Annotated in this window: 18 protein-coding genes, 1 tRNA gene and 2 pseudogenes; 8 read left to right on the top strand and 13 right to left on the bottom strand. The window is 48.2% G+C overall.

The features are described 5' to 3' along the window. The coding region (locus ACTHSP_RS08780) for a peptide ABC transporter substrate-binding protein (protein ID WP_440345967.1) at window positions 1–1,175 on the bottom strand (1,175 nt) is incomplete at its 3' end. Between the two features lie 328 nt (window positions 1,176–1,503). Here ACTHSP_RS08780 and ACTHSP_RS08775 point away from each other — a divergent pair. From ACTHSP_RS08775 to ACTHSP_RS08750, 6 genes are all read left to right on the top strand, one after another. Further along, the gene (locus tag ACTHSP_RS08775; protein ID WP_070749640.1) at window positions 1,504–2,574 is read left to right on the top strand and encodes a porin; all 1,071 of its coding nucleotides are present in this window, start codon (window positions 1,504–1,506) and stop codon (window positions 2,572–2,574) included. Window positions 2,575–2,698: 124 nt separating this feature from the next. Continuing rightward, window positions 2,699–4,216: a polyamine aminopropyltransferase gene (locus tag ACTHSP_RS08770; protein WP_318250411.1), complete on the top strand. Its 1,518-nt coding sequence runs from the start codon at window positions 2,699–2,701 to the stop codon at window positions 4,214–4,216. 167 nt (window positions 4,217–4,383) lie between these two features. Then, window positions 4,384–4,851 (top strand): FxsA family protein, encoded by a 468-nt coding sequence (locus ACTHSP_RS08765; protein WP_049351167.1) that lies wholly within the window; start codon window positions 4,384–4,386, stop codon window positions 4,849–4,851. 178 nt (window positions 4,852–5,029) lie between these two features. After that, entirely contained in the window at window positions 5,030–6,877 is a 1,848-nt protein-coding gene (locus ACTHSP_RS08760) for a transglycosylase SLT domain-containing protein (RefSeq protein ID WP_440345966.1), read from the top strand. 277 nt (window positions 6,878–7,154) lie between these two features. Next, window positions 7,155–7,367, top strand: coding sequence for a 30S ribosomal protein S21 (rpsU, locus tag ACTHSP_RS08755; RefSeq protein WP_440345965.1), 213 nt, complete (start codon window positions 7,155–7,157; stop codon window positions 7,365–7,367). A gap of 98 nt (window positions 7,368–7,465) precedes the next feature. Further along, window positions 7,466–7,912: a GatB/YqeY domain-containing protein gene (locus ACTHSP_RS08750; RefSeq protein WP_049351165.1), complete on the top strand. Its 447-nt coding sequence runs from the start codon at window positions 7,466–7,468 to the stop codon at window positions 7,910–7,912. 63 nt (window positions 7,913–7,975) lie between these two features. On the opposite strand, the gene accD is transcribed toward ACTHSP_RS08750, so the two are convergent. The 12 genes and pseudogenes from accD to ACTHSP_RS08690 form a co-directional block, all read right to left on the bottom strand. After that, on the bottom strand, window positions 7,976–8,842 hold the full coding sequence (gene accD / locus ACTHSP_RS08745) for an acetyl-CoA carboxylase, carboxyltransferase subunit beta (protein ID WP_049351164.1): 867 nt from the start codon (window positions 8,840–8,842) through the stop codon (window positions 7,976–7,978). A gap of 75 nt (window positions 8,843–8,917) precedes the next feature. Further along, the gene (trpA, locus tag ACTHSP_RS08740; protein ID WP_049351163.1) at window positions 8,918–9,703 is read right to left on the bottom strand and encodes a tryptophan synthase subunit alpha; all 786 of its coding nucleotides are present in this window, start codon (window positions 9,701–9,703) and stop codon (window positions 8,918–8,920) included. A 326-nt stretch (window positions 9,704–10,029) separates the two neighbouring features. Next, window positions 10,030–10,377 carry a hypothetical protein gene (locus tag ACTHSP_RS08735; protein WP_049351162.1) on the bottom strand — a complete coding sequence of 116 codons (348 nt, stop codon included), beginning with the start codon at window positions 10,375–10,377 and terminating at the stop codon, window positions 10,030–10,032. Next, complete coding sequence (locus tag ACTHSP_RS08730; RefSeq protein ID WP_003680933.1) at window positions 10,361–10,663, bottom strand: integration host factor subunit alpha; 303 nt, start codon at window positions 10,661–10,663, stop codon at window positions 10,361–10,363. Before ACTHSP_RS08730 ends, ACTHSP_RS08735 begins: the two co-directional genes overlap by 17 nt. 114 nt (window positions 10,664–10,777) lie before the next feature. Continuing rightward, window positions 10,778–11,263, bottom strand: a pseudogene (locus tag ACTHSP_RS08725) (phenylalanine--tRNA ligase subunit beta); the annotation flags it as partial. Window positions 11,264–11,524: 261 nt separating this feature from the next. Then, window positions 11,525–13,417 (bottom strand): annotated as a pseudogene (gene pheT / locus ACTHSP_RS08720) (phenylalanine--tRNA ligase subunit beta); the annotation flags it as partial. A 103-nt stretch (window positions 13,418–13,520) separates the two neighbouring features. Then, window positions 13,521–14,510: a phenylalanine--tRNA ligase subunit alpha gene (pheS, locus tag ACTHSP_RS08715; RefSeq protein ID WP_049351161.1), complete on the bottom strand. Its 990-nt coding sequence runs from the start codon at window positions 14,508–14,510 to the stop codon at window positions 13,521–13,523. Window positions 14,511–14,758: 248 nt separating this feature from the next. After that, window positions 14,759–15,118 (bottom strand): 50S ribosomal protein L20, encoded by a 360-nt coding sequence (gene rplT, locus ACTHSP_RS08710; RefSeq protein WP_003675502.1) that lies wholly within the window; start codon window positions 15,116–15,118, stop codon window positions 14,759–14,761. A 12-nt stretch (window positions 15,119–15,130) separates the two neighbouring features. Then, window positions 15,131–15,328, bottom strand: a complete 198-nt coding sequence (rpmI, locus tag ACTHSP_RS08705) for a 50S ribosomal protein L35 (protein ID WP_003675505.1) — start codon at window positions 15,326–15,328, stop codon at window positions 15,131–15,133. 142 nt (window positions 15,329–15,470) lie between these two features. Then, window positions 15,471–15,992: a translation initiation factor IF-3 gene (gene infC / locus ACTHSP_RS08700; protein ID WP_079453677.1), complete on the bottom strand. Its 522-nt coding sequence runs from the start codon at window positions 15,990–15,992 to the stop codon at window positions 15,471–15,473. Between the two features lie 17 nt (window positions 15,993–16,009). Further along, window positions 16,010–17,923, bottom strand: coding sequence for a threonine--tRNA ligase (gene thrS, locus ACTHSP_RS08695; protein ID WP_049329260.1), 1,914 nt, complete (start codon window positions 17,921–17,923; stop codon window positions 16,010–16,012). Window positions 17,924–17,975: 52 nt separating this feature from the next. Continuing rightward, a tRNA-Val gene (locus ACTHSP_RS08690) sits at window positions 17,976–18,052 on the bottom strand. A 237-nt stretch (window positions 18,053–18,289) separates the two neighbouring features. Between ACTHSP_RS08690 and tgt the strand changes: the two genes are divergently transcribed. Together tgt and hemH are read left to right on the top strand one after the other, a co-directional pair. Continuing rightward, window positions 18,290–19,405, top strand: a complete 1,116-nt coding sequence (gene tgt, locus ACTHSP_RS08685; protein ID WP_003745960.1) for a tRNA guanosine(34) transglycosylase Tgt — start codon at window positions 18,290–18,292, stop codon at window positions 19,403–19,405. Window positions 19,406–19,490: 85 nt separating this feature from the next. After that, window positions 19,491–20,410: ferrochelatase (gene hemH, locus ACTHSP_RS08680; protein WP_440345964.1), on the top strand; the 920-nt coding region annotated here is incomplete at its 3' end.

Below are 20,410 nucleotides of genomic sequence, written 5' to 3'. Positions count from 1 at the left end.
TTTTTGGACGCTTCGCTGGTGCTGTACAAAATATCGAACTCAAGCGGATGGTCATCGTTGTAGCCTGCTTCGTTCAAGAGTTTGCGCGCAGTTTCGATGCGTTTTTCAGGCGTCCACTCTTTCCACTCAGGGTAAACAGGAATCACGCCCTGCATTTGCGGCGGCGTCAATTGGAACGCAGGCGTATCGCCACGGCCGCCCACTTTGACGACAATGTCGCGGCGCGTCAGCATATTGAGCGCCTTGCGGACGCGCGGATCGTTAAACGGCGCTGCTTCGTGGTTCGGCTCCAAATACCAACTACATAAAGAAGTTGTACGTTTCACTTGTCCCGGAAACTCAATATCCGCCACTTTGACCTGATCACTGGGAATGCCGTAAGTCACATCAATTTCATTGGCGCGATAACGGTTGTACTCGCCGCTGCCTGATAAGAAAACCGCCTTCGGAATGGCCACTTTGTCTTTATCGTAATAATTGGGATTGCGTTCCATATTGATGTGGCTGTTGACTTTCCAATCCGTTAAAAGATAAGCGCCACTGGAAACGTAATGACCGGGCTGTGTCCACTTATTGCCATATTTTTCAACAGTGGCGCGGTGAACCGGAAATGTGAATTGCTGAATCAGCATATCGGGGAAATAAGGCACGGGCGCAATCAGCGTAAATTGCAGGGTCTTCGCGTCCAACGCCTTGACGCCCAATGTCTCAGGCTTGGCTTTGCCGTTTAATATATCTTCCGCATTTTCCACTTGTGCATCGACCAAATAGCTGCCGAAAGGTGCGCCGGTGGCCGGATCGGCAAGACGGCGGAAGCTGTACACGAAATCTTCGGCAGTAATCGGATCGCCATTGCTCCATTTAGCATCACGCAGATGGAAGGTCCAAACACGCTCGCCTTCGCTCTCCCATTTTTCCGCCAAAGCAGGAATGGTTTTACCTTCGGCATCCGTACCGACCAAACCATCCATCAACTGACGGATAATCGCACCAGCCGCCATATCGCCGCTCATCTGAGGATCCAGCGTACCCGGCTCGACGCCGTTGCTGACCACCACGCGCTCATAATCGGTACGTTTAAACTCAGGAGCAGGCTTGACATCGCGGCTGCACGCCGACAACGCGAATACGGCAGCCAATGATGCAGCCAACAGCGGATAGGTTTTTCCGGCCATATTTCATTCCTTCTTTTTGGGTATTCTTCTTTTTCAGACGGCCTGATTATTCAAACTACACTCGACTACATTTAGTTAGAATTTTTCCAATGCAGTTAAATCGTCTATTTCAAGTCATGAAAATAGTGTTTTAAACCACATATTCCATCAGGATAATAGTGAGCCATCCAAGATTGTTGGCAAATTAACACAAAAATACGTAACTGAAAACTATTTTTCAATTTATCCTACGATAAATTACAAATGTATTGATTTTTTATAATTTGTCAAATAAGATTATCCGAATTTCCCGTCCCCAATTAAGAAAAAGACATAAAAGGAGAACAAAATGAACAAGTTATCTTGTTTTGTTGCCATTACCCTCATTGGCTCTTCCATGAGCATCGCCCACGCCGAACCTAAAATGAACGGTACCATATACATCATGACCGAGGTCGAACACAACAATAAAACCGGCGTCACCAATACAACCATTTCCGATAAAAGTTCCAGTCTTTATCTCTCCGATGAAGTACGACTCAACAACGACTTATGGCTGAAATGGCAACTTGGCTCCTTTATTTACTTCGATTCCGACCGCTGGGGCGGCTGGGGTACTGCCGACTCATACGTCGCTCTCAACAGCTACAAAAACCTTGGCACCGTCAAAATGGGTTACATCAGTACGCCCATGAACAGCATTTATCTGAACCCGTTCGACACCAACAGCTCGATTTTGGAATTCGGCAAAATTTCCCGCTTCGGCCAACGTCGCGTTTCTATGGCTTATGAGTCTCCTTGGAAAAACGGTTTCCAATTCAAATTCAACGTTTCCCCAGGTTCCAATGCCGCACGCAACAACAACGACTGGAATCCGGACAAAAAACGTGACGGCGACTGGGTTTTCGGCTGGGGTGTGGACTACAACCACCCAAACAACGGCTTTAACGCCCACTACGCTGCCGAATACGCACCCAACGACTCTCCGACCGAAACCAAAGACTTCCAAGCCCATGCATTCATGGCCGGATACAGCAAAGACAAAATCTCCGTCGATGCCGCGTTCCAATACGCCAAAAACACTTGTGACGGCTTCAGCTGCTGGGGCGTATGGAAAGATGCGGCAGGCAACGTAGCTGGTTCTTACGACAAAGAAATCAACAACACCAAAGAGTTTATGGTGTCCGGCTCATACAAAGTAGGCAATTTCAAACCTCAAATCGGCTTCGCCTACGGTAAAAGCTCTATCGGCGAAGACTACAAACACGTTGCCGTCAGCACTGATTACAGCTTCTCCAAACGGACAACTGCCACACTCGGCGCCGGCTGGTTGAAAGAAAACGTCAATCCGAAATACGACAAAGATTTGCCGAAAAAATCTTCTTACGCAGTGGGCATGGTATTTAAACACCGCTATTAATGCCTGACAGATTAAAGGCCGTCTGAAACAATTCGTTCAGACGGCCTTTTCTACATCCTATAAATAAACTTGCAGCCCACCTTAAAAATCATTACATTGCCCACACTCAAGCAACAAAAACGTCATCATGAACGCCCACCGCACCCTCATCATCTCCGTTTTTATCGTCGCCAGCTGCGGCCTCGCTTACGAGCTCATCATTGCCGCGCTCGCAAGCTATCTTTTGGGCGACAGTATTTTGCAGTTTTCCTCCGTCATCGGGCTTTATCTGTTTTCAATGGGTATCGGCGCACACCTGACCCAATACATTAAAGATAAAGACGTATTGCACCGCTTTATCGAAATCGAACTTCTGGTCGGCATCATCGGCGGCATTTCCGCGCTGGCATTATTTGTGGCCTTCGGTTTATCCGCTGCCCCGTTCCGCACCCTGCTCTACGCTTTTGTACTGATTGTCGGCATGGTTGTCGGCATGGAAATTCCTTTGGTCATGCGTGTGTTAAACCAAAAAGGGGCGGAATTTAAAGAACTCGTTTCCAAAGTCCTGACCTTCGACTATTTGGGCGCACTTGCCGTTTCCCTGCTCTTCCCGCTCCTGCTCGCCCCCAAACTCGGCATGGCACGTTCCGCCTTGTTGTTTGGCATTTTCAACGCCGCCGTCGCCTATCTGACCGCGCGTGTATTCAAATCCGAATTACCCCGCTACCACGCCATCTGCCTGCGCGCGCTGATTGTCTTGTCCGTCCTCGCCGCCGCCTTCGTCTACGCCGACCGTATCTCTTTCAAAGCCGAACAAAGCTATTTCGGCGACCCCGTCGTCTATCAAAGCCATTCGCCCTACCAACGGCTGGTCGTTACACGCTGGAAAGACGACACCCGCCTCTATATCAACGGCAACCTGCAATTCTCCTCACGCGACGAAGCACGTTACCATGAAGCACTCGTTCTGCCTGCCATGCAGATGGTGCCGAACGCCGAACGCGTCCTGATTCTTGGCGGCGGCGATGGATTAGCGGCACGCGAAGTCTTAAAATATCCGCAGATCAAAAATGTTACTTTGGTCGATCTCGACCCCGACATGACCGCCACCTTTAAAACCTCTGCCACCTTGAGCGCGCTCAACCAAGGTTCGCTGTCCCATCCCAAAATGCACGTCGTCAACGACGATGCCGCCAAATGGCTGGAAAGGTCGTCTGAAAAATTCGACGTTATCATCATCGACCTGCCCGACCCGTCCAATTTCTCGCTGGGCAAACTCTACTCCGTCCCCATGTACCGCCTCGTCGCCCGCCATCTTCAGCCGCAGGGCAAAATCGTCGTCCAATCCACCTCGCCCTACTTCGCCCCCAACGCCTACTGGTCGGTCGTTGCCACCCTCGAAGCGGCCAAGTTGAATACTGCGCCCTATCATGTTTACGTCCCTTCCTTTGGCGAATGGGGATTTGTGTTGGCAGGCTTCGACCAAAACTTCCCCATTCCGCAAAAATTCGATGTACCCACCCGCTATCTTAATGCCCAGACCGTTGCCGAAATGTTCCGTTTTCCGTCCGATATGGCAAGGCGCAAGGTTGAAGCAAATTATTTGAACAACCAAATTCTCGTCAGTTATTTTGAAAGTGATTGGAACAATGTGATGCGATAGAATATCTAAAGGCCGTCTGAAACATCTGCCTTCTTTATATCTCCGTTCAGACGGCCTCATCACCCGTTTACCCTTTTTCACACAGCATTTGCTTGAAAAAATAAGGTTTATCTTTATCTAGATAAAACACAATCGACACTATCCGTTGAATGAAGGAACAAACACTTATGCAGTATTTTGGAATCGGTTTTTTGGTTTTAATCTTTTTGGAAATCATGTCCATCGTCTGGGTTGCCGACTGGCTTGGCGGCGGTTGGACGCTATTTTTGATGGCTCTCAGCTTTATCAGCGGTATCTTTATGCTGCGCCATACCGGCATCTCCGGCTTATTGCTCGCAGGCGCAGCCGTCCGCAGCGGACAAAACATTTCCCTCTATCAGATGCTGTGGCCGATTCGCTATACTGCCGCCGCGGTTTTCCTGCTCAGCCCCGGCTTTATTTCAACCGCCGTTGCCCTGCTCTTGCTGATTCCATTTAAAGGTAACGCGGCCGTTTCTTCTACGCAGTCTTTCCAAAGCCGCCAGACTTACAGCTCCGCCAAAGATGATGAAGACATTATCGAAGGCGAATATACGGTTACGCGCACCAACAAAGCCGACAAACCGCAAGACTATATCGAACACAAACCCGATTGACGACTTCCTTCATAAAAGGCCGTCTGAATTAGGAATACCTCAAAAGTGTTTCATATTTCAGACGGCCTTAATCATTTCCTGGCTTTGAAAATGTAAATATCAGTTTGTAATTCGGTTATTCCGCATAATTCATTTAAAATAAGCAGTTATTTTGATTATAAAAACGACACGGTATCCAATGAACGTTCAACGTCTTTTCCCTCTCTCCCTCAGCTTGATTACCGCCGCTGTTTTATCGGCGTGCGCCACCCAAAACACACCGACTGCTTCGAATACCGAAACCGTCGTTCAGCCTAAATCTACTTCTATTCCTTCACGCCGCGCCGACAGCGAATCCAAAATCCTATCCGATTACAGCCAATACCAAAGCGCCATCGATGCCGCCAAACGCGGCGACGATGCTTGGGTACAACAATTTTTATCCCAAGCCAGCGACAGCGCAATGGCTGAAAACGTCCGCAACGAATGGCTGAAAACCTTGGGCGCGCGCGGCCAATGGGATTTGTTCCGTCAAGAATTCAGTAAATTGAACGCCGCCGGCGTCGCACAAGAAGTGCAATGTTATGCCGATTTGAGCAGCGGCAATTACAGCAAAGCCGCCGAGCTGGTTCGCGTGACCGGCAAACTGCCTGCCGGCTGTACCCGCTTGGTTGAAAGCGCGGTAGCTTCAGGCCGTCTGAACACCAACGACGCATGGCGTCGCGTGCGCGGCTTGTTGAGCAACAGCCAAACCACAGATGCACGCAACCTCGCCGCCGCATTGGGCAGCCCCTTTGAAGGTGGCACGCAAGGTGCGACCGAATACAGCCTGTTGAGCGTGATCGGCAAAGATGCACGCAAATCCGCTTCTGCCGCCGCCACCCTATCCGACATGGAATCCGGCCTCAGCCGCGAACAACGCAGCTTCGCATGGGGCGTATTGGGCCACTACCATGCACAAAGCCAAAACATGCCGACTGCTTTGAGCTACTACGGCCGCGTTTCCGATCGCAAGCAACTGACCGACGAACAATTAGAATGGTACGCACGCGCCGCTTTGCGCCTGCAACGTTGGGACGAATTGGCAAGCGTGATTCAGCATATGCCTGAAAAACTGCAAAAAGACCCGACATGGCAATATTGGCTGGGCCGCAGCTTTGCCGCACAAGGCAAAAGCAGCCAAGCCAAAGAAATGTATGAAAAAGCTGCCGCTTCCGGCCGCAATTTCTACGCCGTAATGGCAGGTGAAGAATTGGGCCGCCGCATCAATACGCGCAACAACGTTTCCGATGCCGATGCCAGAGACGTCCGCCGCATGAGCGAAGACGGCGCCATCAAACGCGCATTGGTTCTGTTTAAAAACAGCCAAAGCAACGGCGACTCCAAAATGCGCCGTCAGGCACAGGCAGAATGGCGTTTTGCCACCCGCGACTTCAATGAAGACAACCTGCTGACTGCCGCACAAGTCGCTTTTGACAACCAGTTCTACGACATGGCAATCAACAGTGCCGACCGTACCGATCACAAACTCAACTACAAGCTGCGCTACCTCTCTCCGTTTAAAGACCTGACCGTCCGCTATGCCGCACAGGCAGGCGTTGACCCTGCATGGGTTTACGGTTTGATTCGCCAAGAGAGCCGCTTTGTCATGGGCGCGCAATCCAGCGTCGGCGCACAAGGCCTGATGCAGGTCATGCCTGCAACCGCCCGCGAAATCGCCGGCAAAATCGGTATGAGCAGTAGCGAACTCTACACTATGGACGGCAACATCCGCATGGGTACTTGGTACATGGCAGATGCCAAACGCCGCCTGCAAAATAACGAAGTAATGGCTACCGCAGGCTACAACGCCGGCCCCGGCCGCGCCCGCAACTGGCAGGCTTCTTCGCCTTTGGAAGGCGCAATCTATGCCGAGACCATCCCATTCACCGAAACCCGCGACTATGTGAAAAAAGTCATGACCAACGCAACTTATTACGCGTCATTGTTCAATGAGCCGCAGACTTCGTTGAAACAACGTATGGGTACGGTTCCCGGTCGTTATTAAAACCAAATAGGCCGTCTGAAAAGTGAGACAGAATCAAACGTTCAGACGGCCTGCAATCTTGACAGACTATCGGGTTTATAAGATAATCTCCCGATTGTTTCTGACCGAAAAGGTCACTTGCACGGCAAAAGCCGACTTGTTAGGAGGTGATGTTTACATCACGGCGCGTATCCCGCCCTGCCCTAGGCAAACCAGCGATACAACAACTACCCCATTATGACAAACCGTCCTCTATTTCTTAAAACGGTTTGATTAAACAAAATTTAAAGGAAATAAAATGCCTGCTATTCGTGTTAAAGAGAATGAACCATTTGAAGGTGCCATGCGTCGTTTCAAACGTGCCGTAGAAAAAACCGGTCTGTTGACCGAGTTGCGCGCCCGTGAAGCGTACGAAAAACCAACTACCGAACGCAAACGCAAAAAAGCTGCTGCAGCCAAACGTCTGCAAAAACGTCTGCGCAGCCAACAACTGCCTCCTAAAATGTATTAATTACAGGCCTGCCCTGTGATAAACAACACACCGCAAGGGCAGCTTTGCGGTGTGTTTTGTTTTTCAGACGGCATCTTTTTATATAAAGTGAGAACATTATGAGCCTAAAAACACAATTAACTGAAGACATGAAAACCGCCATGCGTGCCAAAGACCAAGTGTCTTTAAGCACCATCCGCCTGATTAATGCCGCCATCAAACAATTTGAAGTAGATGAGCGTACTGAAGCTGATGACGCCAAAGTCATCTCCATCCTGACCAAAATGGTGAAACAACGCAAAGACAGTGCCAAAATCTATGCCGAAGCCGGCCGTCAAGATTTGGCTGACAAAGAAAACGCGGAAATCGAAATCCTCAACCGCTACCTGCCTCAAATGATGTCTGCAGAAGAAATCAAGACTGTCGTTGAAGCAGCCATTACAGAAACCGGTGCATCAGGCATGGCCGATATGGGCAAAGTCATGGGCGTACTGAAAACCCGTCTGGCCGGAAAAGCCGACATGGGTGAAGTCAACAAGGTTTTGAAAGCCGCATTGACTGCTTAATCATCAATAATCAAAAAGGCCGTCTGAAATATTATTTTCAGACGGCCTTTCTTATTGTGCTCATCAAGCAGCGGTTACTTTACCTTCATGACGCAACAAAGTAATCAAATCGCTGATACGTTTTTTCATGGAACGACGATCGACAATTTGGTCGATTGCGCCCTTCTCCAACAAAAATTCTGCACGTTGGAAACCTTCCGGCAAGGTTTCGCGTACAGTCTGCTCGATAACGCGCGGACCTGCAAAACCAATCAGAGCATTCGGTTCTGCCAAAACCACATCGCCCAAGAAGGCAAAGCTGGCAGATACGCCGCCCATGGTCGGGTCGGTCAATACGGAAATAAACGGCAGACATTTTTCAGTCAGCAAATGCAAAGCCGCGCTGGTTTTCGTCATCTGCATCAAAGAGTTCAAACCCTCCTGCATACGCGCACCACCGGAAGCCGCCACGCAAATAAACGAACAATTATCTGCAACAGCACGGCGTACACCCTGCACGAAACGTTCACCCACTACCGAACCCATGGAGCCGCCGATAAAGCGGAATTCAAAAGCAGCCACCACGACAGGCAGGCCGTTCATGGTGCCTTTCATAACGACCAAAGCATCGTCCTCGCCGGTTACTTTACGCGCAGCAGTGAGGCGATCCGTATATTTCTTGCTGTCTTTAAATTTCAGCGGGTCTGTCGGTTTAATATTGGCTGCAATCTCTTCACGGCCTTCTTCATCCAAAAGCAGGTCCAAACGTTCGCGCGCAGAAAGCGGATTGTGATGGTTACATTTCGGACAGACTTCGCTGTTTTGTTTCAACTCGGTTGAGTAAACCGTTGCCGAACAAGACGGACATTTGTGCCACAGACCTTCAGGGACGCTGGACGAACTGCTTCGGTTTTTAATTTTCGGAGGAAGAATTTTATCTAGCCAGCTCATGAATGACTCCTTAGGATTCAGAATTCAGACGGCCTGTTGAACGTAAGGCCGTCTGAAACAATGGAATGAAAAAATTTAGCGAATCGCGTCTTTCAACTCTTTAACCAACGCGCCTACTGCTTCAGCCTCGCTACCCGCGAGGCTTTCAATCTCTTTGACGATACGGCTGCCGACAATAACGGCATCCGCCACCGCACCAATCTTACGCGCACTCTCCGCATTATTGATGCCGAAGCCGACACCAATCGGAATATCGATGTATTTGCGCAAAAGCTCTATTTTACGCGAAACTTCTTCAGTATCCAAACTTGCCGCACCGGTTACACCTTTGAGCGATACATAATACACAAAACCGCCGGCTACTTTGGCAATCGTTTGAATACGCTCCTCAGTTGTCGTTGGCGCAATAAGGAAAATACAATCAATACCTTGCGCTTTCAACGACTCATGTAAAGGAGCAATGGTTTCTACCGGAGAATCCACGGTCAACACGCCATCTACGCCTGCTTCGGCAGCTGCTTGCGCAAACGCCTGATAACCCATTTTATGTACTGGGTTCAAATAGCCCATTAACACAACCGGCGTTTTATCATTGGTTTGGCGGAACAAGCGCACTGTTTCCAATACGTCGCGCAAAGAAACATGATTTGCCAACGCCCTTTCAGCCGCACGTTGAATAGTCGGGCCATCCGCCATAGGGTCAGAAAACGGCACACCCAGTTCCAAAATATCAGCACCATTAGCCACCAAGCTATGCATCAATGCCAAGGTTATCTCAAGGCTGGGATCACCCACCGTAATATAAGGAATCAGTGCTTTTGCGCCATTGAGCGCTGAGAAAGTTTGTTGGATTCTGCTCATTTTCTGCTATCCATTTCATCGATTTGAATGTTGTCCGGCAGCCTGTTTGTTCTGCCGTTACATTTATTTTAAAAACCTCAGTCTGCCATGAAAAGGCGGCATCTATCCGCATTATCTAATGACTGTTTCTTCCCAATCGGCAAACAAGAGGCTAAGTATAACATTTACGGCTATTTCATAGAATCATTTGCAATCAAGATTCTGATATTTTGAAAGCAATATAAAACAATAAAGGCCGTCTGAAAATCATTCAAACAGCCTTTATTAGAATCAATTATGCAAATCTTTGTATGCCTTCGCACTTTTGATTAAACTTTCCCTATCGATTACAGCTCGACATGGTGATTTTGTTGTTCAGAACCCAGATGATGCTCCAAATCAGACAAAATCTGCATCAGACCATGACGCACTTCTTCCGCATTGGCGGCAGGATTGCCGTTTGCATCCAAAGCGCCACGGCTGAACGTATCAATATATGGTTCAAACGTATCTTTAAGCTTCAACAACTTAACCACATCTGAGCGCGTATATCGATCGCCACCGTATCCAATCACAACATTATTTTCATGTTGCCATTGGGCAAACTGAGCCGGACTGATTTGCACCAATTGGCACATCTCGTCCAACGTAAAATAACGCTTGGCAGGAATAACCGGATTATTGTTGCTTGTCATAGTAATGCTCCACCATGCCTTTGAGTTTTTGGCTGGCATGGAAAGTCACCACACGGCGTGCGGTAATCGGCACTTCTTCGCCTGTTTTAGGGTTACGGCCAGGGCGTTGAGGTTTGTCGCGCAATTGGAAATTGCCGAAACCTGAAATTTTAATTTCTTCACCACGCGCCAAAGTGCTGCGGATTTCTTCAAAAAAGAGCTCGACGATTTCTTTGGCATCATTCTTGGTGACGTTGCTGACTTTGTCGACCAAAATATCAGCCAATTCTGCTTTAGTTAGTGTCATGTGTTTACCTTCATTCAAACTGGTGCAATTATTACCAAAATTCTTTTAAAAATCAAGTCCTCACCAAAAAATCAAATATTATTGGCGATTTTTGGCGACAACTTTTGTCTTATGTTAAGCGCGAAGCTGTGCGTCTTTTTCAGCTGCCGCTTTAATCATTTTCGCAACCAAAGGCTCGATGACTTCATCTGTCAGCGTGTTTTCCATATCTTGCAAAATGATTTTGACAGCAACGCTCTTCATGCCTTCAGGCACGCCCGTACCGCGGTAAACGTCAAACACGCTGATTTCTTGAACCAACTTGTTCGCCGCCGCTTTCAGGGCATTTAACAAATCATCATGCGTCACAGCTTCAGGCATTACAAATGCCAAATCTCGGCGTGCAGGTTGGAATTTGGATACGGACTGATAACGGGTTTTCTCACGACCCAATACCGCATCCATATCGATTTCAAATACCAGCGGCGCTTGTGGCAAATCATATTTTTGCAGCCATTTCGGATGCAATTCTCCAAGAAAACCAACAATCGCATTATTCACAACGATGAATGCGCTTCTCCCTGGATGCAATGCAGGATGCGCATATTCCATGCTTTCTAAATATGGGATACCTTTTCCCGCTTCCTCCTGACCAACAAGATTGCCAACCATCCCACCAGCAATCCCTCCTGCTAATGTCCCACCAACGGTATTTCGTACTGCCTCACCAAGAGTTTTTTTCCCATCAAATACATCTATAAGACTGGATAGTCCTGTTGCCATACCACCTATAACAGCTCCTGCTTTTGCACCACTTACTGTATTCGCTTCAATATCAGTATTTTTCTCTACAATATTTTTCTCACGATATGTCGGCTTAGGGGAAAGATATTTCACATCTTTGTTTTTCAACAGATTTTCCACATCTGCCTTGATGTCGTAAAAATCCGCGTTGCGCGTTTTCTCGCCCCATTGTTCGGGCATCGCCGCGCCGTACCACAAGCCGCCGATGCGTTCGTTTTGCACAAACTGGCCGTCTGAACCTTTGCTGAACACGCGGGCAATTTCAAACACGCGTACACGGTTTTGCTTACGGTTCAAATTGTTTTGCAAAACTTCCACCAAACCGCCGATAAGCGTAGAACGCATGACGGCATACTGCGCTGCCAACGGATTTTGCAGACGGATAGGATTGGTATTCGCAGCAAAATCTTGCTCCCATTGCTCATCCACAAACGCATAGCTGACCACTTCGCGGTAACCGCGTGCCGCCATTTCGTTATAAACCGCAAAACGTGGGCGTTTGGTTTCAGGCAAAGCCAACATTTTCAGACGGCCTGAAGTATAGTCGTCAGGAATATTTTCATAACCGTAAACACGGCCGATTTCTTCAATCAAATCAGCTTCGATCTCGATATCGAAACGGAAGCTAGGAGAAGTAACACGGAAGCCTTCTGCGGTTTTCTCAGGCTGCAAACCCAAGTGTTGCAAGATAATTTCGACTTGCTCGGCAGAGATTTCAACACCCAATACCATTTTCAGACGGCCTAAACGCAATTCAACCTGTTTTGCCTCAGGCAATTTGCCTTGTGCCTCAACCATTTCACCGGCTGCACCACCGCAAATCTGCAACACCAATTCGGTAGCACGCTCAATAGCGTCAGCTTGCAAGCGGTAATCCACGCCACGCTCAAAACGGAAAGAAGAATCCGAACCAAAACCGTATTGACGGGATTTACCGGCAATAATCTCCGGAGCAAACCAAGCAGCCTCCAGTACAATATTTCGCGTGTCGTCTGAAACCGCGCTTGCCTCGCCGCCCATCAAGCCGGCCAAGCTCAACGCACCTTTTTCATCAGCGACCACCAGTGTATTATCAGCCAAAGTAACCGTCTTCTCGTTCAGGCACGCCAAAGTCTCGCCATTTTGAGCACGGCGGACAATTAAACTGCCTGACAGCTTGTCAGCATCGAAAACGTGCATAGGCTGACCGATTTCCAACATCACATAGTTGCCGATGTCCACCAATGCGGAAATGCTGCGGATACCGCTGCGCTCCAAACGTTGTTTCATCCAATCAGGGGTAGCCGCTTTCGCATTGACATTTTCAATCACGCGACTGATAAAACGGCCACAGTCAGCCGGTGCATCAATACGGACAGCCTGTTTTTTCTCACTGCCGATAGAGGCCGTCTGAATTTCAACAGGCGTAAACGCACATTGAGTCAACGCAGAAACCTCACGCGCAATGCCCTTAACACTCAAGCAATCAGCGCGGTTAGGCGTAATTTTCAACGTAAACAGCGTATCGTCCAAATCCAAGTATTCGCGGATATTAGTACCGACAGGCGCATCTTCAGGCAGAATATGCAGACCGTCTACACCATCATCAGGCAAACCCAGTTCATTGGTCGAACACAACATACCGTTTGATGGTACACCACGCATTTTAGTCGGCTTAATTTTGAAATTGCCCGGCAAAACGGCACCCGGCAACGAACACGGCACTTTAATACCCGGCTTGACATTCGGCGCACCACAAACAATCTGAACCAACTCACCCGTACCGGCATCAACTTGGGTAACGTTCAAACGGTCTGCATCAGGATGTTTCTCAACGGATTTCACTTCGGCAACAACCACACCACTGAAAGCAGGGGCAGCAGTATCGATTTCTTCCACTTCCAAACCGGCCATGGTCAAAAGATGTTCCAGTTTATCGGCAGAAAGATCAGGATTGGCTTGGGTTCTCAGCCATGAATAAGGAAATTGCATATTATTTTCTCTACTATCAGGCCGTCTGAAACAAATTTTTATCAGACGAAATCAGTAATATCTATTCACTTTTCAGACGGCCTATCAAAAGACCATCTGAAATTTATTTAAACTGCTTCAAGAAGTTCAAATCGTTATCAAAGAACAGGCGCAAGTCGTTCACGTTGTAACGCAGCATAGCGAAGCGGTCAAGACCGATACCAAAGGCGAAACCGGTATATTTTTCAGGGTCAATATTGACGTTTTTCAACACGTTAGGATGTACCATACCGCAACCGCCTACTTCCAACCATTTGCCATTTTCACCCATGATATCGATTTCAGCTGAAGGCTCAGTAAACGGGAAGAAAGACGGACGGAAACGCACTTGCAGGTCATCACGTTCAAAGAAGCGACGGATAAAATCAGTAAACACAGCTTTCAAGTCGGCAAAAGTCACACCCTCTTCTACCCACAAACCTTCAGCCTGATGGAACATAGGCGAGTGAGTGGCATCACTGTCTACACGGTAAACGCGGCCGGGGGCAATAATGCGGATAGGCGGCTCTTTTTTGTCGAGCATATAGCGGATTTGAATAGGCGAAGTGTGTGTGCGCAAAACGTCGCCGTTTTCAACGTAGAAAGTATCTTGCATCGCACGCGCTGGGTGATTTGCAGGAATATTCAAGGCTTGGAAATTATGGAAATCGTCTTCGATTTCAGGGCCGTCCGCTACTTCAAAACCCATACCGTGAAACAGCTCGACCACACGTTGCAAAGTTAAAGTAACTGGATGCAAACCGCCATGTTCTTGCGCACGGCCCGGCAAAGTAATATCCAATGCTTCTGCAGCCAATTGAGCTTGCAGCTTGGCTTCATTTAGGGTATCGCGTTTGGCATTAAAGGCCGTCTGAAACTGATTTTTGCATTCGTTGATGTGCGCACCTATGGTTTTACGCTCTTCAGGAGACATTTGACCCAAAGTTTTCAAAAGTCCGGTCAATTCGCCGGTTTTACCAAGATAGCGTGCTTTAATTTGTTCTAAAGCATTGAAGTCTTGCGCGGCTTCAATAGCGGCAATACCTTCTGCAACGATACGGTTTACATTTTCCATAGTGGTTTATCGTCTGTTTGTTGATGGCAGGCCGTCTAAAACAACAAAGCCGTCTGTTGGATTTGATTTCAAACCCGTTCAGACGGCCTTTTGTCTTACTGCGGCCAATCCGTTTGATAAGAGAGGCCTATTTTATCGCAAATTAGTATAAAAAAATAGAGTTTAAAGAAAGAAAATCAACTACATAGGATTTCTTTAAGAAAAGAAAAAAGGAAGCATAAGCTTCCTTTTTAAATAATCTTATCGAATTAAGCAGCCAAAGCAGCTTTAGCTTTTTCAACCAATTGTGCAAATGCAGCTTTGTCGAATACAGCCAAATCAGCCAATACTTTGCGGTCGATTTCGATAGCAGCGCGTTTCAGGCCGTTCATGAATTTGCTGTAAGACAGACCATTTTCACGGGCACCCGCGTTGATACGAACGATCCACAGTTGACGGAATTGACGTTTGCGTTGGCGACGGTCACGGTATGCGTATTGACCGGCTTTCATTACCGCTTGTTTGGCAACACGGTAAACGTTTTTACGACGACCGCGGTAGCCTTTGGCTAACGCGAAGACTTTTTGGTGACGAGCACGAGCGGTAACACCGCGTTTTACGCGTGGCATATTCTAAACTCCTTAAGCGTAGGGCAACATTTTAGCAACAGAAGCCAAATCGCGTGAATCAACCATAGCGGTGCCGCGCAATTGACGTTTAGTTTTAGTGGTTTTTTTGGTCAGGATGTGACTCTTGAACGCATGACCGCGTTTTACACCACCGTTACCCAGTACTTTAAAGCGTTTTTTCGCGCTAGACTTGGTTTTCATTTTAGGCATTGGAAAACTCCATTCGTTATTAGATAAGGTATAAGGGGTTTTGAAATAAATTTCAAACACTTGGAACCCAAAATACCACGTTTTTTGCCGCTAATTAAACCTTATTTCGAGCGGCAATCGAAATAAGGTTTGCATTATAGCTTTATTTTTTCTTAGGCGCAATCATCATCACCATTTGGCGGCCTTCCATTTTAGGGAAGGACTCGATTTGTGCCACTTCAGCCAACTCTTCTTTTACGCGCTCAAGCAGTTGGGCACCCAATTGTTGGTGAGCCATCTCACGACCGCGGAAACGTAATGTCACTTTGACTTTGTCACCATCGGCGAGGAAGCGGTTGATGTTGCGCATCTTGATTTGATAGTCGCCTTCATCAGTACCCGGACGGAATTTAATTTCCTTGATTTGTACCTGCTTTTGGTTTTTCTTGGCTTCGTCGCGCTTCTTGGCTTGTTGGTATTTGTATTTACCGTAATCCATCAGTTTGCATACGGGCGGTTTGGCAGTCGGGGAAATTTCTACCAAATCGACATCTTGCTCTTCGGCCATAGCCAGAGCTTCACGAACTGAAACGACACCAAGCTGATCGCCTGACTCACTGATTAATCGCACTTCTTTGGCGGTAATTTCACCATTGATTCGTGCTTCGCGTTCTTGAGCGATGATGAATACTCCTATAAAAATTAATGATTGACGAGGGCGTCAGTGATTTCTTGCTGCAATTGTGCAATAAAATCATCTACATTCAAAGAACCCAAGTCTTCTGCTTTGCGGCGTACCGCAACTTTGTTTTCTTGTTTCTCTTTATCGCCGACGACGATTTGATAAGGGAAACGGTATTGGCTGTTGTCACGGATTTTGTAACCGATTTTTTCGTTACGCAAATCCAATTCGACACGGAAGCCCGCTGCCTGTAATTTAGCAGCCACTTCGCGACAATAATCTGCTTGGTTCTCGGTGATATTCATAATCACCATTTGAACCGGTGCAAGCCACAATGGGAATGAGCCTGCATGGTTTTCAATCAAAATACCGATGAAGCGTTCCAATGAACCCAAAATAGCACGGTGCAACATTACAGGACGCGCACGATCGTTGTTTTCAGTTACATATTCGGCATTCAAACGCTCCGGCAATACGAAGTCCAACTGCAGGGTACCGCACTGCCAAGAGCGACCCAAGGCATCTTTGACATGGTACTCAATCTTAGGACCATAGAATGCGCCTTCGCCAGGCAATTCTTCCCACTCTACGCCGCAAGCGGTCAATGCATCACGCAGACCTTGTTCGGCTTTATCCCAAACTTCGTCAGAACCTGCACGTTGTTCTGGGCGGAGGGACAACTTCACGGCAACATCATGGAAGCCGAATTGTTTGTAAATGCGAACCAGCAATTCATTGAATGCACGTGCCTCATCAACGATTTGATCTTCAGTACAGAAGATGTGTGCATCATCCTGCACAAAACCGCGAACACGCATCAGACCATGCAACGCACCGCTTGGTTCATTGCGGTGGCAAGAACCGAACTCAGCCAAACGCATCGGCAAATCGCGATATGAGCGCAAGCCGTTATTGAAAATTTGCACATGACCCGGACAGTTCATCGGTTTAACCGCGTATTCGCGTTTTTCGGAACTGGTCACGAACATATTGTCTTTATAGTTTTCCCAGTGGCCGGATTTTTCCCAGAAGGTTTTATCCATAATCTGAGGCGTTTTCACCTCTTTATAACCGGCAGCATTCAGCTCTTTGCGCATATGCTGCTCAATCACTTGCCACAAAGCCCAGCCTTTAGGATGCCAGAACACCATGCCCGGTGCTTCATCTTGCAGGTGGAACAAATCCAATTGTTTACCCAGCTTACGGTGGTCGCGTTTTTCCGCTTCCTCGATGCGTTGGATATAGGCTTTCAATTCGTCTTTACTTGCCCAAGCCGTACCGTAAATACGTTGCAACATTTCATTGTTACTGTCGCCGCGCCAGTATGCGCCTGCCAACTTGGTCAGCTTGAAGTTTTTCAAGAAACGGGTATTGGGAACGTGAGGGCCGCGGCACATATCGACGTATTCTTGATGATGATACATACCCATTGCTTCCACTTCAGGCATATCTTCAATCAGACGCAATTTGTACTCTTCGCCGCGATCTTGGAAAATTTTGATGGTTTCTGCACGAGGCGTCATCACTTTAATAACGTCATAGTCTTGTGCAATCAACTCTTTCATGCGCGCTTCGATGGCGGCCACATCATCAGGCGTAAATGGTTTTTCAGTTGCGATATCGTAATAGAACCCGTCTTCAATTACCGGGCCGATAACCATTTTGGCATCAGGATAGAGCTGCTTGACCGCATGACCGACCAAGTGCGCGCAGGAGTGGCGGATAATTTCGACGCCTTCTTTGTCTTTAGGTGTAATGATTTGAACATGAGCATCTTCGGCAATCGGATCGCAAGCGTCCACCAATTTACCGTTAACCTTGCCCGCTACCGTTGCCTTTGCCAGACCTGCACCGATAGACGCTGCAATTTGCGCCACGGTAACGGGTGATTCATATTGGCGGACCGAACCGTCCGGCAAGGTAATGTTCAACATCAGAAAGCTCCAAAACATTAAAAAATAACGGCATAAAGCCGTTATGGAAATTTGGTAGGCACAATTGGACTCGAACCAACGACCCCCACCATGTCAAGGTGGTGCTCTAACCAACTGAGCTATGTGCCTTCATCTAGGTCGCTTATTGTAACGAAGCGTGTTCCCTTTTGCAAGCATCTGTAAATACTTTTCAGACGGCCTGAATATTTTTGTTTGATTTATACCTCATTTTTTATTTCCCTCATCATTCAGGCCGTCTGAAACATTGTTTTGACAAAGATAAAATCCAGCCGTCAACCAACGAAAAATCCTTTATAATCTGCCCTTTCATTTCGCACACACGCGAACGTCCAATCTATTATTACTATGCTCAAATTTACCTTACACAAAAAAGACGGTCATGCCCGACGCGGCACTTTGGAACTGAACCACGGCAAAATCGAAACGCCTGTATTTATGCCGGTCGGCACTTATGGTTCGGTCAAAGCGATGAACCCGCAAAACCTGCATGACATCAAAGCACAAATCATCTTAGGCAACACTTACCATCTGTGGCTGCGCCCCGGTTTGGAAGTCATCGAACAATTCGGTGGCCTGCACGAATTTATCGGCTGGGATAAGCCGATTTTGACCGACTCGGGCGGTTTCCAAGTATTTTCGTTATCCGATATGCGTAAGCTGACCGAAGAAGGCTGTACATTCCAAAGCCCGATCAACGGCGACAAACTGTTCCTCTCCCCCGAAGTGTCGATGAAAATCCAAACCGTATTGAATTCCGACATCGTGATGCAGTTGGACGAATGCACCCCGGGCGAAGCGACACACAGCCAAGCGCAAAAATCGCTGCAAATGAGCCTCCGCTGGGCGGAACGCAGCAAAAAGGCTTTTGAAGACCTGAAAAACCCGAATGCGCTGTTTGGCATCGTACAAGGCGCGATGTATGAAGATTTGCGCGAAGAATCGCTGAAAGGTTTGGAAGAGCTCGACTTCCCCGGTTTGGCCATCGGCGGCTTGTCCGTTGGCGAACCTAAGCCCGAAATGTACCGCATGTTGCGCGCCGTCGGCCCTATCCTGCCGGAACACAAACCACATTATTTAATGGGCGTCGGCACGCCTGAAGACTTGGTGTATGGCGTGGCACACGGCGTGGATATGTTCGACTGCGTCATGCCTACCCGCAATGCGCGTAACGGCTGGCTGTTTACCCGTTTTGGCGATTTGAAAATCAAAAACGCCAAACACAAACTCGACAAGCGTCCGATTGATGAAAGCTGCACCTGCTACGCCTGTCAGAATTTCAGCCGCTCCTACCTGCACCATCTGCACCGAGTCGGCGAAATCTTGGGCGCACAGCTCAACACCATCCACAATCTGCACTTCTACCAAGTCATCATGGCAGAAATGCGCGAAGCCATCGAACAAGGCAAATTTGCCGATTGGCAGGCGCAATTCCATGAAAACCGTGCCCGCGGTGTGGATTAATCCTTTTAAAGGCCGTCTGAAATCAGGTTTGGATTCAAACTGCTTTTCAGACGGCCTCAATATTCTTCATTAATAAAGCACAATCATGTCCCGTTTTCATATCGAACCTCCCTTAGCCTACACCGCACAAAACCGTACCGCCATCCTGCTGCTCAACCTCGGCACGCCTGACGCGCCCACTGCTGCCGCAGTCAAGCCTTACTTGAAAGAATTTCTGTCCGATCAACGCGTTGTCGAACTGCCCAAGCTCTTATGGCAACCGATATTGCGCGGCTTGGTATTGACTTTTCGCCCGAAAAAAAGCGCGCATGCCTATGAAAAAGTTTGGTTTAAAGAAGGTTCGCCGCTTGAGGTTTACACACACCGCCAAGCAGAAGCCCTGGCCAAACATTTGCCCGATGTCATCGTCCGTCATGCCATGACTTACGGCAATCCAAGCGTTGCCGACGTTTTGGCGGAACTCAAAGCCCAAGGCGTGGGCAAATTGCTGGTCATTCCGCTCTATCCGCAATATGCCGGTTCTTCTACCGGCGCGGCTTTGGACAAAGTGTTTCAAGAGTTATTGCTGCAACGCAACCAAATGAGCGTCCGCACCGTCTCCCGTTATTACGACGATGCCGCCTATATTCAAGCCATGAAGCAGCATATTGAAGCCTATTGGGCTCAAAACGGACGCAGCGAAAAACTGATGTTGAGTTTCCACGGTATTCCGCAAAAGCATCACGACGACGGCGACCCCTATCCTGACGAGTGCCACCATACCGCCAAGCTGTTGGCGCAGGCATTGGGATTGTCCGAACAAGAATACATCGTTTCTTTCCAAAGCCAGTTTGGCAAATCCCAATGGATCAAGCCCAGCACGCAAGCCCTGTTTGATCAGCTGCCGAAACAAGGCACAACCAAACTCGACGTATTCTGCCCCGGTTTTCTGGCCGACTGCCTCGAAACCATGGAAGAAATCGCCATTATGGGACGCGAACAATTCCACGCCGCAGGCGGCAAAGA

This window comes from Neisseria sp. P0001.S005 (genome assembly GCF_051963715.1).
The sequence above is the reverse complement of the archived record's forward strand: the minus strand, read 5'-3'. Positions and strand labels throughout refer to the sequence as shown.

What these genes read in the sequence shown, in the direction of transcription:
- ACTHSP_RS08750 (WP_049351165.1), top strand. Translation starts at nt 7,466, where the DNA reads ATGAGCCTAAAAACACAATTAACTGAAGACATGAAAACCGCCATGCGT.
- ACTHSP_RS08735 (WP_049351162.1), bottom strand. Translation starts at nt 10,377, where the DNA reads ATGACAAGCAACAATAATCCGGTTATTCCTGCCAAGCGTTATTTTACG.
- rpmI (WP_003675505.1), bottom strand. Translation starts at nt 15,328, where the DNA reads ATGCCTAAAATGAAAACCAAGTCTAGCGCGAAAAAACGCTTTAAAGTA.
- rplT (WP_003675502.1), bottom strand. Translation starts at nt 15,118, where the DNA reads ATGCCACGCGTAAAACGCGGTGTTACCGCTCGTGCTCGTCACCAAAAA.
- accD (WP_049351164.1), bottom strand. Translation starts at nt 8,842, where the DNA reads ATGAGCTGGCTAGATAAAATTCTTCCTCCGAAAATTAAAAACCGAAGC.
- ACTHSP_RS08730 (WP_003680933.1), bottom strand. Translation starts at nt 10,663, where the DNA reads ATGACACTAACTAAAGCAGAATTGGCTGATATTTTGGTCGACAAAGTC.
- ACTHSP_RS08765 (WP_049351167.1), top strand. Translation starts at nt 4,384, where the DNA reads ATGCAGTATTTTGGAATCGGTTTTTTGGTTTTAATCTTTTTGGAAATC.
- trpA (WP_049351163.1), bottom strand. Translation starts at nt 9,703, where the DNA reads ATGAGCAGAATCCAACAAACTTTCTCAGCGCTCAATGGCGCAAAAGCA.
- rpsU (WP_440345965.1), top strand. Translation starts at nt 7,155, where the DNA reads ATGCCTGCTATTCGTGTTAAAGAGAATGAACCATTTGAAGGTGCCATG.
- thrS (WP_049329260.1), bottom strand. Translation starts at nt 17,923, where the DNA reads ATGTTGAACATTACCTTGCCGGACGGTTCGGTCCGCCAATATGAATCA.
- pheS (WP_049351161.1), bottom strand. Translation starts at nt 14,510, where the DNA reads ATGGAAAATGTAAACCGTATCGTTGCAGAAGGTATTGCCGCTATTGAA.
- ACTHSP_RS08775 (WP_070749640.1), top strand. Translation starts at nt 1,504, where the DNA reads ATGAACAAGTTATCTTGTTTTGTTGCCATTACCCTCATTGGCTCTTCC.
- tgt (WP_003745960.1), top strand. Translation starts at nt 18,290, where the DNA reads ATGCTCAAATTTACCTTACACAAAAAAGACGGTCATGCCCGACGCGGC.
- ACTHSP_RS08760 (WP_440345966.1), top strand. Translation starts at nt 5,030, where the DNA reads ATGAACGTTCAACGTCTTTTCCCTCTCTCCCTCAGCTTGATTACCGCC.